Source organism: Pararhizobium capsulatum DSM 1112 (genome assembly GCF_030814475.1).
GTDB lineage: Bacteria > Pseudomonadota > Alphaproteobacteria > Rhizobiales > Rhizobiaceae > Pararhizobium > Pararhizobium capsulatum.
Genome location: NZ_JAUSVF010000004.1, coordinates 18,891 through 33,229 on the forward strand (window position 1 = coordinate 18,891; position 14,339 = coordinate 33,229).

Here is a 14,339-nt window from a genome sequence, read left to right on the forward strand (position 1 = left end):
CCCAGATGCGGGAACAAATACTTCGCATCCATTGTTGCAATCGCCGCAGGGTTTCGCCCATCGACGCATGACTTAAAAAGGTGCATTCAGAATCCACGGATTAGGAGTTGATAGCATGCCAGACATTTTCAGCCTTATCGGACGCTCACTCGGCACGGCAGCGCTTTTGCTGTCGGTCGCAGCTGCGCCGATTTCAATCCCCGCAGCCAGGGCACAGGACACCCAGGCCGCAGCAGCTGCCCCGAGCGCAGATGCTGATGCAGACACGCCCGATCTTCTGACAGAAGATGAACTGGAGGTGCTCGTCGCCCGCATCGCCCTCTATCCGGACGAGCTGGTCGCCGTCATCACCTCCGCCTCGATTTTCCCCCTGCAGATCGTGGAGGCGCAGCGGTTCCTCGATCAATCGAAGGCCAAGAAGGACCTGAAGCCCAAGGACAGCTGGGACGGCAGCGTCATCTCCCTTCTGAATTACCCCCAGGTCGTCAAGATGATGAGCGACGACCTCGAGTGGACACAGTCGCTCGGCAGCGCCCTCACCTATCAGCAGAAGGATGTGCTGATCGCCATACAGACGCTGCGCGACAAGGCGGTCGCCGACAACGTCATCAAGAGTGACGACAAGATTACCGTCGTCAATGAGGGCGACAATGTCGTCATCCAGTCCACGAACCCCGAAAAGGTCTACGTGCCGCAATACGAGCCGCAAATGCTCTATGAACCGAGCTATGCTCCGGCTCCGATCAGCTACTATCCTGAACCCTACCCCAATTATTACTACCCGACGGCAACCTTCTTTGCAGGCGCGGTGACGGGTGCAATCTGGGCCTCAGCGGTCGATTGGGACGATTGGGGTGTATGGGGCGGAAACTGGGGCGGCGGCGATGTCGATATCGACTGCGACAACTGCTTCAACAACGTCGATATAGATCGCGACAAGTTCAAGATGGGTGATGTCGACTGGAAGAATGTCGACCGTTCCAAGATCAAGTTCGACAAGAACCAGTTCAACAATATCGATCGCACCAAGATGCGTAACGATTTCAAGGGAAATCGCGAAAACAACATCGGTGTCAAGGCAAAGGATTTGCGTCGCGACGGCGGTAACACCATCGCCAACAATCGGCCTAAGGTTACCACAAACGACATTCGCAAGAGCAAGGTCGATGCGGATCGTGCTCGCAACAAGAGCGCTAATGCCGGAAATCAGCGACCGGGCAAGGGGCAGAACGCTGCCAACCAGCGGCCGGGCAAAGCACAGAACGCTGGTGCCAATCGTCCAAAAGCTTCACAGGGGGCAAACCGTTCGAACAAGCAAGTCAACCGGCAGGTCAAGCAGCCAAAGGCAGGTGCTCGTACCCAGAATCGCTCCCCGAAAAACAACTCCGTGCTCGGCAATCCAGGCAATCGCCACCAAACGAACATGTCATCCAATCGCGGCAGACAGTCGATGGGCGGCGGCCATCGCGGTGGTGGCGGTCATAAGGTGGTGAGACATGGCGGTGGCGGCGGACGTCGCCGGTAATTCGGGCGCAAAGGAGAAACGACGATGAAAACAGAATACAGAACTATTCTTCGCACGTTGGCCTGCGCCGCAGTCTTTGCAGGCACAACGCTGGTACCGGTTGTCAACGCGCAGACCGCTGACGACAATATGTCCATTTCGGACTTCGCGTCGAAACAGGAACCACCGACTTTCGCCACCCCCGAAGAGGCTGTCGCGGCGTTCAAGTCGACCGTCGAAGGTGGCGATATCGACAAGCTCGCCGCCCTGCTCGGTCTCGATGCCGCAAAAACCAAGGCGGCCAGTGGCGTGGCGGAAACCTACGAAGACATCAAAGCCCGCCTGAAGGAAAAGCTTGATCTCACGGATGTGAACAACCGCAAGGTTCTGGAAATCGGCAACGAGCGCTGGCCTTTCCCCTTCCCGATCTCCAAGGGTGACGACGGCAAATGGGCCTTCGATACCTTTGTCGGGCTTGAGGAGGTCGCAAATCGCCGGGTTGGAGAAAATGAACTTTCGACCATCGACACCATCAGCGACTATGTCGGAGCACAGGAGCAATATGCCCTTGCCGATCACGATGGCGATGGCGTTCTCGAATATGCGCAGAAAATAATCAGCACCGAGGGCACCCAGGACGGCCTCTATTGGCCAGCCGAGGCGTTCGACGGCGAGGAAAGCCCGGCCGGCGCAGCGCTTGCCGGCGGGGATGCGCTCAAGGCAGCCAAGGCAGGCGAAGGCTTCAATGGCTACCGCTACAAGATCCTCACCCGACAAGGCGACGCGATTGCCGGGGGCGCTTATGACTATGTCATCAACGGCAACATGATCGCCGGTTTCGGCCTCGTGGCCTGGCCCGTCCATTATGGCATAACCGGGGTCAAGACCTTCGTCGTCAACAAGAACGGCATCGTCTATGAAGCCGATCTGGGCGACGACACGTCGAAAATCGCGTCGAAAATCGAAACCTTCAATCCGAACGACGATTGGCAGATCGTGGAGGACTGACGCGGTGACTCGGTCGCGAGAAGGGAGAGAACCAGACAGCGGCCGCGGTCGACAAGAAATAGCTGAACTGTAATGCCCGGCTCCGCATTTGCGGGGCCGGGCATTATGCCAGCCGGCACCTATCGCTGAAAATCTCGGGACGGAATTATTCCTCTGGAGCGCCGCGGACATCAGCGAGCCGGATTTACAGAAATGGCTTGATGACTACCCGTCCGGCTAATACGGCGAAATGCACAGGCGCCGCGGTCCATAGTACGGCTGGAACGTATCGTCATAGGCCCGATACGAACGATATCTCGAGTGGCACCAGTTTGCGTGGGAACCGTCCCCATAGTATCCCGGCTCGGAGTAGTTATAGTAGCCTGGATGAGCTAACAGGCCGCCCACGATAACACCGGTGCCGAAGCTGCCCCACGGGGCGCCATAGTTGTTGTAGTTGTTATAATTATTGTAGTAATGACGGGGATAATAGCGTCTGTAGCCTCCATGGTACTGACTATAGCGCCGTGCGTTATTCCCACTCCACCTGTTCATTCCCATTGAGCGGCGGTAGTAATTTCGGCCTTGCGCATACCGTGAGTTCCCACGATTGCGGATAACCTGAATGTCAGAGTTCTGCAGCTTAGGGCCGTCAACAGCCGGGAAGGCGTGCGCTGGCGCAACGCTTGAAAATGCAGTTGTCAGCGAAAGCCCAATGATTGCGAGCAATCTCATTTGCTTCACCACTTTGCCTTGCAGAGGCCAATACTGCCTCTCGATGGGCAAACGTTTCAAGCCTCGCATCGTTCCGGCCCAACTTAGTCACTCAATTGTGATTGGCTGATCTCTGCACCTACCCCTCGGTATTTCCTTTCCAAGTTGCCTCCTCGTCCAGCAATTGTTGAGCCTAGCGTGAGCACGGAATTGGAACGCCGTGTGCCGGTCACGAGCACTGGGTGATGGGCGGTCTTGCTAACCTGCTAACCTCACCATTACTCAGTTGGTATCAGGTATAAAAAACGCCGGCGGCTTCGACGCCACGTAGGTCCAGCCCCTCAAATAGTCTTGCCGCGCAACCAGCTAGGTGTACGGCCTTCCGGCCAGGTTTTGATGGTCTATGCGTACCCATTGTCGATCCACCGGTCGCGAAGCCTTCAGTCGGCGAGAAAGAGGTGAATGGAGTGCTGCGTTTTGCCATCCGGTCGCCTCGTAAAAGGAACTGACATGGAAGCATGCGCGGGACTGTTCAGCGACATTTTTGTCTTGTATGCCGATAACCACGACGTTACGAAAATAAGCCCACGCGTTCGATAAACCGGAGGGACGATATATGCTCCGTCAACACGTTATGGTTATTGCGCTTGTAGTGGGAATTGCTGGGCTCCTCACTGTCAGTTTGGTTCATGATCGTATCGCAAGGCAGGCGGTACAAGTGGAACAAGATGCGAAACTGAGTGAATTTATCGGCAACGTCGAAAAGATCGAAGCGTCCTCAGACCCTGACGGCAAAAAAAGCAAAGAGGTTATCGATCTGGTCATCTCCGCAAATGTGGGACAATCGGCCTTTGACAAGCAATACCCGCTCAACCCTCTTCGCAATCGGGTGCTCGACCATGTTCTTCTGCGCCATCAGAACACTTTTCCGCTCCAATCGACTGTGTTTGAAAGGATGGCGGATATAGATTGTCTCAACCAGGTCAGCTTGGTTTCAACCGACAGCGACACTTTCACCCAAGACATCAATGATAAGTGGCGGAAGGCCTATTCTGATTTTAGGCAGTGGCAACCTTATCTCTCAAACTCAAAGGCCAAGTTGCGTGAATGTGCAGACCGCTTCCACGCGCGCATTACTATGCATGAGGAATATTTGGCGAAGAATAAGCCACTTAGCGTGCGGATTGTCGGCGAGGAGGTGGGCCAGGCGACATCCGAGGTAAGCGAGTGGTGGGACGGCGTCACAAAACCTATCACTGACGTAGTCGATGAGTTCAAATCAGGATACGAAGGTGGGAAATAGGCATCGGGTCGGTTGACAGCGTCCAGATCAACGACTGGATCGTCTAGCGAATGGCTTAGTGGCCCCCGTTCATTGCCGCCGCCAATCCGCTACGCACTGTGTCAGGTGATGCTGCTTATGTTTCCGCTATCGTCGGAAGCATCCAGGGGCCGGTGGTGCTGGTCGGGCACTCTTATGGGGGCCAGGTCATCACGAACGCCGCCAGAGGCAGCGAGAATGTGAAATCACTGGTCTATGTGGCCGCCTTTGCTCCAGAAGCGGGTGAAGCTGCGGCAGAGCTCGCAGGCAAGTTCCCCGGTGGCACGCTCGGGCAGGCCCTTGCTGCTCCTGTAAAGCTTGCTGATGGTGGCGTGGATCTCTCCATCGACCAAGCCAAGTTCCACGATCAGTTCGCCCATGATGTCGCAGCAGACGACGCTGCCCTGATGGCCGCGGGCCAACGCCCGATCACCGAAGCCGCCTTGACGGAGAAGTCCGGAGATCCGGCTTGGAAGGCGCTGCCATCTTACTTCATCTATGGGGATGGCGATAAGAACATCCCGGCCAAGGCACTAGGCTTCATGGCCGAACGCGCCGGCTCCAGGCACACCGTCGTCGTCAAAGGCGCATCCCACGTTGTGATGGTCTCCCAGCCCCAGGCCGTGGCCGATCTCATCGAAGAAGCTGCACGGTAGGTCATGTCGGCCACAATCTGCAAAAGGCCGTCGCTCGAAAGAGGGTGGCCTTTCGCAGGCAGAGGTCGTCCCACAGGGCTCAGGAATGCGGGGTAACGCACCATCTCGTCTTCCGACATGCCAATCGGCTGGCGCGGTCCGGGACGATTTCCCATCGGCGCCGGGCGTTGCTCGATCTCGGACAGCGAGCTCATGCTATTCATGCCAAACCAGAACCATCGCCGCACTCGAGTGGGCGAACCATCGGTCTGAACGGTTACTCAACTCGGATCCCAGCCAGAAGCGCCTTTTTCTCCAAAAGGTCTTCACCGACAATATCAAAGAAAGCTCGGATACGGGCAGTATTCTTCAAATCCGTATGAGTTACGATCCAGAGTTCTCGAACAAGCTCTGGCACGGGGTCGATAATGCGCACTAGGTCCGGCTCTGGATCACCGAGGTAACAGGGAAGGACGGCAGCACCGATGCCAGCACGTACGGCGACGAGCTGGTTTACGACGCTATTAGTTCGGTAGCCGATATTCACATTCGGCACATGGCTGCTGATCCATTCCGCTGCATTGACGTCGCTCATACTCTCTTCCCAACCAATAATCGGCAGTTGGGTAATTTTATCGGGTCCAACTCCCACTTTCGCCGCCAGGTCTCTTCTTGCGTAAACGGTCCATGCAATGTCCGAGAGCTTGCGGCCATAAAGGTCGCCTTCGCGCGGTCGGGTGACACGGAGAGCAAGGTCGGCTTCACGTCGGGACAGGCTCAACACTCGATTGTCGATGGCGAGCTCGATCATAATGTCAGGATGGGCATCGCGGAAACGACCTATTGCGGGCGTCAGTAGACGGTATGCCAGCGTCTCGGAAGAGGTCACGCGAAGGCGGCCCGTTAGGCTCAGATCGCGTCCTGCAATGTCGCGCGCGATTGTCGCCGCTTCTGTTTCGATACGTTCTCCTGCCGCCGACACACGCTCCCCCGCAGCGGTGGGACGATAGGTCCCACCTGGTAGGCGTTCGAAAAGCCGGACGCCCATTCCGTCCTCCAGATGTCTCAAGCGGCGAAACGCCGTCGAATGGTTCACACGCAAAAGTTCGGCGGCCTTTGTCAGGCTGCCGGCACGGGCCACCGCCAGCACCAGGCGCAGGTCGTTCCAGTCGTCCATGGCGAGCTCCTGAGACAAGTGATTAATCCTTTTAACATCCAGGTTCATGCAGGCTGACTTGCAAAATTGCAAATTCGCTTTGCCAAATCGACGATGGATTTGCGGATTAGCTGATGGCACTTTTCTCATTACCGGGGCCACGATGGCGTCGGGCGTCAAAGGATTCTCTTGCTTCCGTTTCATCGCCGGGTGCGTGCCGGTTAACGCTTCGAATTTTCATCTGGAGGTTTTTATGTCTCGCCTGGAACTTATCAGCCATGGGCTTTGCCCCTACGTGCAGCGGGCCGCCATTGCACTCGCCGAAAAGAACGTCCCGTTCACGCGCATCGATATCGATCTTGCCAACAAGCCCGCCTGGTTCAAGGTGATTTCTCCTCTCGGCAAGGTACCACTTCTAAAGGTCGATGACCGCGTCCTCTTTGAATCCGCGGTTATCTGTGACTATCTGGATGAAACCACTGCGCCGCGTCTCCATCCATCAGATCCATTCGAGCGCGCGCGCCATCGTGGCTGGATCGAGTTCGGATCTGCTGTCCTAAACGATATCTGGCGGTTATACTCGGCACCCGATGAAGCCAGCTTTATCGCTGCTAGCATTGGGTTAAAGGCACGTCTTAGACAACTCGAAGCAACACTGGATCGTGGGCCGTACTTTTCCGGCTCGGATTTTTCCCTTGTCGATGCCGCCTTCGCGCCTGTCTTTCGCTACTTCGATGTCTTCGACACCTTTGTCGACTTGGAAATCGTCAAGGACTTGCCGAAAGTTCAAGATTGGCGCCGGGCGTTGTCCGAACGACCAAGCGTACAGGTAGCGGCTTGCAACACTTATCCCGAAAAACTGCGTGTCTTTCTCGCCGGCCAGAACAGTTATATGAGCACGCTTCTTGGCCAACAGGAGAAAATTGGATAAGGATTGTACCACCAAGCACAGGATGAAAACCGTGCCGATGATCACTGGCGATTACGTTGCACCGGAGATCCGATCCGGCCTTCTGGCAGATATCGCCGCACTCGACTCCAGATCGGCAGCAACACATCTTGGCCAATATCCGGGCGTAACCGCCATTCCTGTCAAGCCAGCAGATGGGAAAGCTGGCTTGTAGCGTGCAAACGCCCCACCGACGTCGGCCTGTCCGCCGTTTGGCTGGATAACAAGTCACGGCGAGGACGAACCTAAAGACTGAAACCACGGCCGTCGTGCACACGGTCTTCGAAGCCATTCAGAACCTGCTCGGTCCACTCGATACGGAGAGCTAATTGTTCGTTCACGCCCTAGATGGCGAGGGTTGTCGCTATGGCGGCAGAGCACAGAATGGTCGCTTGGCGGAAGCCAATAAGTACGCCTGCTTACAACGTGAGGCACTTGCCTTCCGGCGAATCCTTCGAATTCCTTTGGTCCGTCAATCAGAGCGATCTGCTCGCGCGTCTCTTCGGGCTTAGAAAGGTCAACACCACTTGAAACACGCCCGGTTCACAGCTGAAATTTATCTTTCCTTCAAGCCACTTATTTTTCGCAAAGCCGTCGTTGGCCACGGTAGGGCTGATAGGTGCAGTCCGAGGAGCGGAACGAGCGATAGTTTCGCAAGCATGCACGAATATTGCAGGCGGGCCCCTGCCCGGCCGTTATTGCCTGTTCTTCGCTATCGGTACGAGGCGAAGACTGGGTCATGGCGACCTCCATAAACTCCCGCCATATACGGGCAGGTAGACCGCCGCCGGTTACGCCTTTCATTGGGGTTCCGTCGTCGTTACCGACCCACACACCGGCGACCAATGTCTCGGTAAAGCCGACAAACCAAGCGTCCCGGTTATTCTGGCTTGTACCGGTCTTGCCAGCCGCAAACACCCCCAGAGAGGCGTCCCGTCCGGTTCCACGTTCAACAACCAGTTGGAGAAGTGCAACGAGGTCACGTTGATACTCCGAAATATCCACCCACGGTTTGACTAGTGGCCCGAGACGAAAGGCACGGGGTTGTGCCTCTGCTTGAAAATCGATCATACCCCACGGCTCAATAGGTGAAATTCCGGCGCGCACCGATGCGTATGCGCCCGTCAGGTCCAGCAGACTGACTTCCGACGCTCCAAGCGAAAGAGCTGGCCCTTTCGTAAGGGGGGCGTCTATGCCAAGCTCCTTGGCGGCGGCAGCGACGTTCTCAATGCCAACGTCTTGTGCAAGCCCCACTGTAGCAGCGTTGAGGGAACGCGCAAAGGCTTCCGCGACTGAAACACGGCCCCGAAAACCACCCCCGGAGTTCTCCGGAGACCAGCCATCGATCGATATGGGCCTGTCAATAATCTTATCACGCAGACTGTAGCCCTTCTTCAAGGCCGCATAATACACGAATAGTTTAAACGTGGAGCCCGGCTGTCGCATGGCCGTGACTGCCCGGTTGAACTGACTGGCTTTGTAGTCCCGTCCGCCGACCATCGCGAGAACGGCTCCGTCCGGTGTCATTGCCACCAACGCCGCCTCCGATACGCCAAGCGCTTTCCCCTCTTCGTCAAGGACACGGGTGATTATTTTCTCCGCAGCTCGTTGAAGGGGCGGCACCAGGGTGGTGCGCACCGTGATCGAACCGGGTGAGGAACTCGCGATTTCGCGGGCTTGTCCGGAAACCCAGTCTGCAAACCAACTGCCGGAACGTGGTGTAGGACTCGTCACTTGCAATGCGGCAAATTCCGCTTTTGCCACCATGGCTTCATCCACACTCAGCTTACCGTTTTCAACCATCGCGTCTAATACGGTTACGGTGCGTTGTTTTGCGCCTTCGAAATTGTCGATCGGATTCAGCTGGCTCGGAGCCTTGAGGAGACCTGCCAGCATTGCCGATTCTCTGATGTCCACAGCGCCAATGTCTTTGTTGAAATATATGCGCGCCGCCGCCGGCATTCCCGTGGCGCCAGCGCCGAGATAGACGGCATTCAAGTAGCGTTCCAGGATCTCGCGCTTGCTGAGCTTCCATTCCAGCCAGAAAGCAATAACCAATTCCTGGAGCTTGCGTTTCACAGTCCGGTCAGTTTCTAGATAAAGGACTTTGATCAACTGCTGGGTGATCGTGCTACCGCCCTGCACGACTTCGCCGGCTTGGAAGTTTCGGATAATTGCGCGCGATATTCCCTTCAGGTCAATTCCATAATGATCCAGGAAACGCCGATCCTCAATCGAGAGGACCGCATCCACTAGATGCGGAGGAAATTCGTCATAGCTTGCATAGGAGCCTTGGAACGGTCCCTGTCGGACCAATGGCTCGCCGTTCGCTGTTTCGAGCACGATGGTCGGCTTTAGGGATCCGTCAGCGATCTCTCGCCAAGGAATGTCCTTCAAAGCCCAGAAAAAAATGCCGATCAGAACTAGAAAACAGCTCAGCGAAGCCAAAGCGAAAGCAGCGCGCCAGGATCGCCATCTTCCCCATTTCAGCGATCGCTGGGAGTCTGCTTTGTTGTAAGCCCCAGAAACCAGTGACCAACTGCTGCCGGCGTGTGCGCCAAGCCGCCGCAGCAACCCTTGAAGTTTCGACCGCAACTGCGCAGTTTCGAGGGTCTTTGATCGTTCCTTTAGAAGGCCAAGCGCTTGCAAATGACAAGCGCTAGCGCGGCGCCAGATCGCGCCAAGGTCGTCGCGCAACGCGCAGGCGAGTTCGCGAACGGCACGCCCGCTTCGTCGAAAGTCTGGAGCTTCATTCTCTAATTCGGAGGAATCTGCAGACGCGTCGGCCTCCGCGCGAGGCGAAGGTTCTTCTTTCCCGGAATTTGTCTGCGGATTGTCCGCCTTCCCTGTGTCAGGCACTAAGCCACTGCCTTTGCTTTTGAAGACTTCATCGTGCTCGACATTCCTGCCGCTCTTTTGTGTAGTCACAATCTAGCGCTGGACGTGAGGTAGTGAAGGGAGGCACTGCGAAACGATTGCCATTCTTGCGGTTGGGCAATGGTCGTAATGGCAGCCGTCGGAAACGTCTGCGACCTGTTCACACCACAAGAGTGCTGGAGTTAATTCCGAAACGCTGGATGCCTTGCATATTAACCGCCCGAAGACTGGACTTCTGGATACCTGGTCGCAACGCTCCAACGGTCGCATTCTTCAGATTTGAGGATGCGCGCGGTCGCGCCGACGTTCCTTGCAGGCTGTTGAAGAAGTCTCTGACTTGGCCTTCAGGATGGCCTCGTCGCCATTGTGATAAGCGAACGCGATCTCGATTGCGCCATCGTCGAGTAATTCGGCATGACCGTCACCCGAGACCTCGTCCATTTCGTCGCATCCGGCCCAAGTGAAGGAGACCATGGACGTGCTGTAGCCGAGTTGGAGGCCCGCTTGCATCGCACCGAAGGCGATTTCTCCATGTCCATTGGCTCCGATGGTGATCGTGGCGGGTTCAACCAGGTCGAGATAATCCCGATCCCATAGATCGGCCTCGACGATCCGCCAGCGGCCAATCAGGCGGCAGTTCGAGGCCGCGCTCATGACGGCACCGCCATCAGTTTCGGTAACCGCACCAGATCATAGGCGGCAGCCGCGAAGGTGAAGGCCCATCCGACGCGGTCGCGACCACGGAACTTCGTCTAGTCCTGCCCCGCGACAGTCTTGATCCAGCCGAACGCCTCCTCGATGCGCTTGAGGATACGCAAGCTGAACCCATAGCCGGAATGGCGCGTCGTGCGCCCGTCAATGGCGGAGCGGCGACCATCCGCCATCCTCGGTGTAAAAAGGATCCTCAAATTTCCCCGGCAACAAAAACAACCCCAACATGCGCGTTGAAATTCCCATCCGAAAAGATATTGGCTCTCAAGCCATTGCGCACTTTGTAGCTCGCCTGCAAATCGTCTTCCCCTTCTAACACCGTCTTACTGTAGGGAGGTGTTGAAAGCGTTATGCGGTACGGGCGGTTTCTGCAGCGTCAGCCTGCGGACGCAATAGGCGCCGCTCTTCCTGGGTCACGCCGTCATAGCCCCATGCGTCAGCCTCGATCTCATCGACCACCACATAGGTGGCAATCGGCAGATCAGGCCCCAGAACTTTCCTGAACATTGCCGCCACCTCGGCGACGAACCGTGCCTTTTCCTCATGTGTATTGGTGCCGCGCGTCACCTTGACATCGAGATGGGCCGCTACCGTTGCCGGTTCGCCGCCGATCGCCCAACTGCCAGGCTCGGCCACATCGACCAAAACAGCAGTGACATCCGGCCGCTTTCGCATGATATCGACCATGAAGGAGGTGGCCTGCTTTTGCAGTTGCTGCTTTTCCCCCGTGCCGATATGAGCTCCGGCAACCTGGATATGGACGAAGGGCATGTGCGTTTTCCTTTTTTTGGATGCGTTAACGGGAGCAGATTACTGCTGCAACTTAGGTTCTGTTGACAAAGTAGGGTAGCCAAATCTTTGCGGCAGCCAACGCGAGGAAGGCTTCAAAGGAAGCTCTGGTCTTATCGTATCTGGTGGCGATCCTGCGAAACTGCTTGAGACGATTAAACATCCGCTCGATACGATTGCGATCCTTGTATGCTCGGTAGTCACAGGCAGGCGGGTTCTTCCGGTTCGCTTTTGGCGGAATAACGGGACGGATGCCGCGCATCAAAAGCTCTTCCCGGATAGAGTCGCCGTCATACCCCTTATCTGCCAGGAATAGCCTGGGCTTGTTGACTGGCATGGCCAACAGAGCCGGAACGGCATTGTAGTCCGAGGTCTCGCCACCCGTCAGGATAAAGCCAAGAGGGCGTCCCTGACCGTCCGCTCTGGCATGGATTTTTGTCGTAAAGCCGCCGCGTGATCGACCAAAAGCCTCCTTATGAGTCCCCCTTTAGCGCCCGCTGCCTGCGAATGGCCGCGAACTGTGGTGCTATCGATCATGTGCTGCCAGTCGTCAGTCAGGCCAAGGCCGACCAATGTTTCCAGAAGGGCATCCCAAACGCCGTGCTCAGCCCATCGCCGGAAACGGACATAGACCGAATTCCATTTGCCGTATCGTTCGTGCATATCCCGCCAAGGGCATCCGACGCGCAGAACGTGCAGCATCCCGTTTAGAAAGCGCCGATTATCATGGGCAGGACGGGATTTTCGTCCGCGCTCCGCAGGCAAAAGCCCTTCAATAATCCGCCATTCGACATCCGAAAGATCGCCACGAGCCAAAGCAGCCTCCTAAAAGACAGCGTTGAATCATGCTTCAGGTGATTTGCAAACCCACTTTGTCAACAGGACCTAGTTTTGAAAATTTTGATTTATTGAATGTATAGTTTGGAAAAAAAGAATGGTTTTGCCGGTTAACATCGACATGGATGTGCTGCGCACCTTCGTGACCGGGGTCAATCTCGGTAGCTTTGCCAAGGCCGCCGATCGGCTCGGCCGATCGCCATCGGCTATCAGTCTGCAATTGCGTAAGCTCGAGGGACAGGCAGGCCAGACATTGTTCCAAAAGCAGGGGCGTGGGCTGGCGCTGACGGAGGCTGGCGACATTCTCTTTGGTTACGCCAAGCGCATCCTCGAGCTCAACGACGAAGCCCGCAGCGCCATGACCGGTCTTTCAGCGATGCAGGGCTGGATACGCATCGGTCTGCCGCAGGATTTCGCCGAGACATGGTTTCCGGCCCTCCTCGGCCGCTTTGCCCGCGCCCATCCGAAGGTGCGCGTCGAAGCCCGCGTCGATCGCGGTTCAGACCTGGCGCAAGGCGTGGCGCGCGGCGACCTTGATCTCGCTTTGACGTGGGGCAGAATGGGCAACGTCCAGGCTGAGATCATCTCTACACGGCACGTCGTCTGGATCGGGCTCGAAGGTTTTAAACGGGACGAAGGCGAGCCGCTGCCGCTGATCGCTTTCGATTCGCCCTGCGCGTTTCGCAGTGCTGCCCTTCAGGCACTCGACCATGATGAGATCGAGTGGCGTCATGCCTTCGCCAGCCCCAGTCTTGGCGGACTCTGGGCCGCGGTAACTGCCGGTCTCGGCGTCACCCTGCGTACCGCCGAAGGTGTACCGTCGCATCTGTGCGTCCTCGATCCCGCCATATCCGGCCTGCCAGCTCTTGGCCGTATCGAACTCGCCTTGCACCGCTCAGACGTCGAACAGAGCCCAGCCGTTGCGAAGTTCCAGGCACTGCTCATCGAGGCGATAGCCGACGGTTAGGCTTGTGTTCTATTGAAAAAACTGCGCAACAGGTTTTGCGACCACCCCCTGCCGCGAGTATCGGCGGACGCCGCTTCCGCCTCCCGCACGTGCGCCGGCTACGTCTGCTTTCACGAAGAAGCAATGTTGACCGCAGCAGGCGCAAAGCTACCTTTTCGGGGCTGCAGGTCGCCGAAGTTTAATTTGAAGGAGGCGGGGCTTCCGTTCTCCACCATGGCGGTACCCGCATCAGCGTCTTCTTCGTATGAAGTCAGTCGTCTCGGCAGCAAGTTTCTTGGCAGGCTTACTCTTCCTGTTGGGAAGCTGTTTCGAGGTGGCTACCGCCCTTTTTGTGGGATAAGCCTAAAGAAAAAGCTGGAACACATCGAGTGAGTAGTAATAGCCGTCGTTATGGCGACGGTATCCTCGACGGTATTCGCGATAGCCGCGGTGTCCGTGCCAGTAGCCGCGACGTTCATGACGCCACTCGGCACGGTCGTCCCAACGATTGTGGCGCCCTTCTGCGCGATAGTGCCTCCGGTCATGTCGGCGCTCCGCATGGTCGTGGCGATTGTTGTGGCGCCTCTTCCATTCCGACTTGCCATTGTCACTGTGGCGGTGCTCGACGAGATCTACATCGGAAGTGACCTGAACGCGCGTCGGTGCGATCGGGGCTGCCGAAGCCGGAAAAACCGACGTCAATCCGACTATTGCCGCGATGGCGGCCGCACCGAGTGCTGAAATCATCTTTTTCATAGTCCATCCTTTCGAGGTGATGATGGACTTTGAGCGTTTCGCTATGAACTCGATCTGAACCCGTTGTTCACGTAAAACTCATAAACGGACAAGAAAAGGCCGCCCTCGACATTCACAAAACTGTCATACAGATGTGCATCGTTTCTGAACAACCATG

The 14,339-nt window shown here is 56.6% G+C and carries 11 protein-coding genes and 3 pseudogenes; 6 read left to right on the forward strand and 8 right to left on the reverse strand.

The features are described from left to right. Positions 1-115 precede the first annotated feature (115 nt). Together QO002_RS28430 and QO002_RS28435 are read left to right on the forward strand one after the other, a co-directional pair. A complete protein-coding gene (locus tag QO002_RS28430; protein ID WP_307236336.1) occupies positions 116-1,525 on the forward strand; it encodes a DUF3300 domain-containing protein in 1,410 nt (469 codons plus the stop codon). A gap of 24 nt (positions 1,526-1,549) precedes the next feature. After that, the gene (locus tag QO002_RS28435) at positions 1,550-2,512 is read left to right on the forward strand and encodes a DUF2950 family protein (RefSeq protein WP_307236338.1); all 963 of its coding nucleotides are present in this window, start codon (positions 1,550-1,552) and stop codon (positions 2,510-2,512) included. 216 nt (positions 2,513-2,728) lie between these two features. Here QO002_RS28435 and QO002_RS28440 read toward each other — a convergent pair whose 3' ends face one another. Next, on the reverse strand, positions 2,729-3,295 hold the full coding sequence (locus QO002_RS28440) for a BA14K family protein (protein WP_307236339.1): 567 nt from the start codon (positions 3,293-3,295) through the stop codon (positions 2,729-2,731). A 526-nt stretch (positions 3,296-3,821) separates the two neighbouring features. Between QO002_RS28440 and QO002_RS28445 the strand changes: the two genes are divergently transcribed. Continuing rightward, complete coding sequence (locus tag QO002_RS28445) at positions 3,822-4,508, forward strand: hypothetical protein (RefSeq protein WP_307236342.1); 687 nt, start codon at positions 3,822-3,824, stop codon at positions 4,506-4,508. Between the two features lie 71 nt (positions 4,509-4,579). After that, positions 4,580-5,182 (forward strand): annotated as a pseudogene (locus QO002_RS28450) (alpha/beta fold hydrolase); the annotation flags it as partial. Between the two features lie 256 nt (positions 5,183-5,438). Here QO002_RS28450 and QO002_RS28455 read toward each other — a convergent pair. Then, positions 5,439-6,497 carry a LysR family transcriptional regulator gene (locus QO002_RS28455; protein WP_307236344.1) on the reverse strand — a complete coding sequence of 353 codons (1,059 nt, stop codon included), beginning with the start codon at positions 6,495-6,497 and terminating at the stop codon, positions 5,439-5,441. Between the two features lie 73 nt (positions 6,498-6,570). Here QO002_RS28455 and QO002_RS28460 point away from each other — a divergent pair, with 73 nt between their 5' ends. Continuing rightward, positions 6,571-7,248 carry a glutathione S-transferase family protein gene (locus QO002_RS28460; RefSeq protein ID WP_307236647.1) on the forward strand — a complete coding sequence of 226 codons (678 nt, stop codon included), beginning with the start codon at positions 6,571-6,573 and terminating at the stop codon, positions 7,246-7,248. Positions 7,249-7,842: 594 nt separating this feature from the next. Here QO002_RS28460 and QO002_RS28465 read toward each other — a convergent pair. From QO002_RS28465 to QO002_RS31160, 5 genes and pseudogenes are all read right to left on the reverse strand, one after another. Beyond that, positions 7,843-10,125, reverse strand: a complete 2,283-nt coding sequence (locus QO002_RS28465) for a PBP1A family penicillin-binding protein (protein WP_370878623.1) — start codon at positions 10,123-10,125, stop codon at positions 7,843-7,845. Positions 10,126-10,416: 291 nt separating this feature from the next. Next, positions 10,417-10,797, reverse strand: a complete 381-nt coding sequence (locus tag QO002_RS28470) for a hypothetical protein (protein ID WP_307236346.1) — start codon at positions 10,795-10,797, stop codon at positions 10,417-10,419. Then, positions 10,794-11,018 (reverse strand): annotated as a pseudogene (locus QO002_RS28475) (IS5/IS1182 family transposase); the annotation flags it as partial. The pseudogene QO002_RS28475 and the gene QO002_RS28470, both read right to left, overlap by 4 nt. A 184-nt stretch (positions 11,019-11,202) precedes the next feature. Then, the gene (locus tag QO002_RS28480) at positions 11,203-11,625 is read right to left on the reverse strand and encodes a tautomerase family protein (protein ID WP_307236348.1); all 423 of its coding nucleotides are present in this window, start codon (positions 11,623-11,625) and stop codon (positions 11,203-11,205) included. 52 nt (positions 11,626-11,677) lie between these two features. Next, positions 11,678-12,459, reverse strand: a pseudogene (locus tag QO002_RS31160) (IS5 family transposase). A 118-nt stretch (positions 12,460-12,577) separates the two neighbouring features. Here QO002_RS31160 and QO002_RS28495 point away from each other — a divergent pair. Further along, positions 12,578-13,447, forward strand: coding sequence for a LysR substrate-binding domain-containing protein (locus QO002_RS28495; RefSeq protein ID WP_307236350.1), 870 nt, complete (start codon positions 12,578-12,580; stop codon positions 13,445-13,447). A gap of 342 nt (positions 13,448-13,789) precedes the next feature. Here the strand turns inward: QO002_RS28495 and QO002_RS28500 are convergent, their stop codons facing one another. After that, positions 13,790-14,182 carry a hypothetical protein gene (locus QO002_RS28500; protein ID WP_307236352.1) on the reverse strand — a complete coding sequence of 131 codons (393 nt, stop codon included), beginning with the start codon at positions 14,180-14,182 and terminating at the stop codon, positions 13,790-13,792. Positions 14,183-14,339: the final 157 nt, after the last annotated feature.

Coding starts and splice junctions, on each gene's coding strand:
- QO002_RS28460 (WP_307236647.1), top strand. CDS start 6,571: ATGTCTCGCCTGGAACTTATCAGCCATGGGCTTTGCCCCTACGTGCAG.
- QO002_RS28445 (WP_307236342.1), top strand. CDS start 3,822: ATGCTCCGTCAACACGTTATGGTTATTGCGCTTGTAGTGGGAATTGCT.
- QO002_RS28440 (WP_307236339.1), bottom strand. CDS start 3,295: ATGCGAGGCTTGAAACGTTTGCCCATCGAGAGGCAGTATTGGCCTCTG.
- QO002_RS28430 (WP_307236336.1), top strand. CDS start 116: ATGCCAGACATTTTCAGCCTTATCGGACGCTCACTCGGCACGGCAGCG.
- QO002_RS28480 (WP_307236348.1), bottom strand. CDS start 11,625: ATGCCCTTCGTCCATATCCAGGTTGCCGGAGCTCATATCGGCACGGGG.
- QO002_RS28500 (WP_307236352.1), bottom strand. CDS start 14,182: ATGAAAAAGATGATTTCAGCACTCGGTGCGGCCGCCATCGCGGCAATA.
- QO002_RS28470 (WP_307236346.1), bottom strand. CDS start 10,797: ATGAGCGCGGCCTCGAACTGCCGCCTGATTGGCCGCTGGCGGATCGTC.
- QO002_RS28435 (WP_307236338.1), top strand. CDS start 1,550: ATGAAAACAGAATACAGAACTATTCTTCGCACGTTGGCCTGCGCCGCA.
- QO002_RS28495 (WP_307236350.1), top strand. CDS start 12,578: ATGGTTTTGCCGGTTAACATCGACATGGATGTGCTGCGCACCTTCGTG.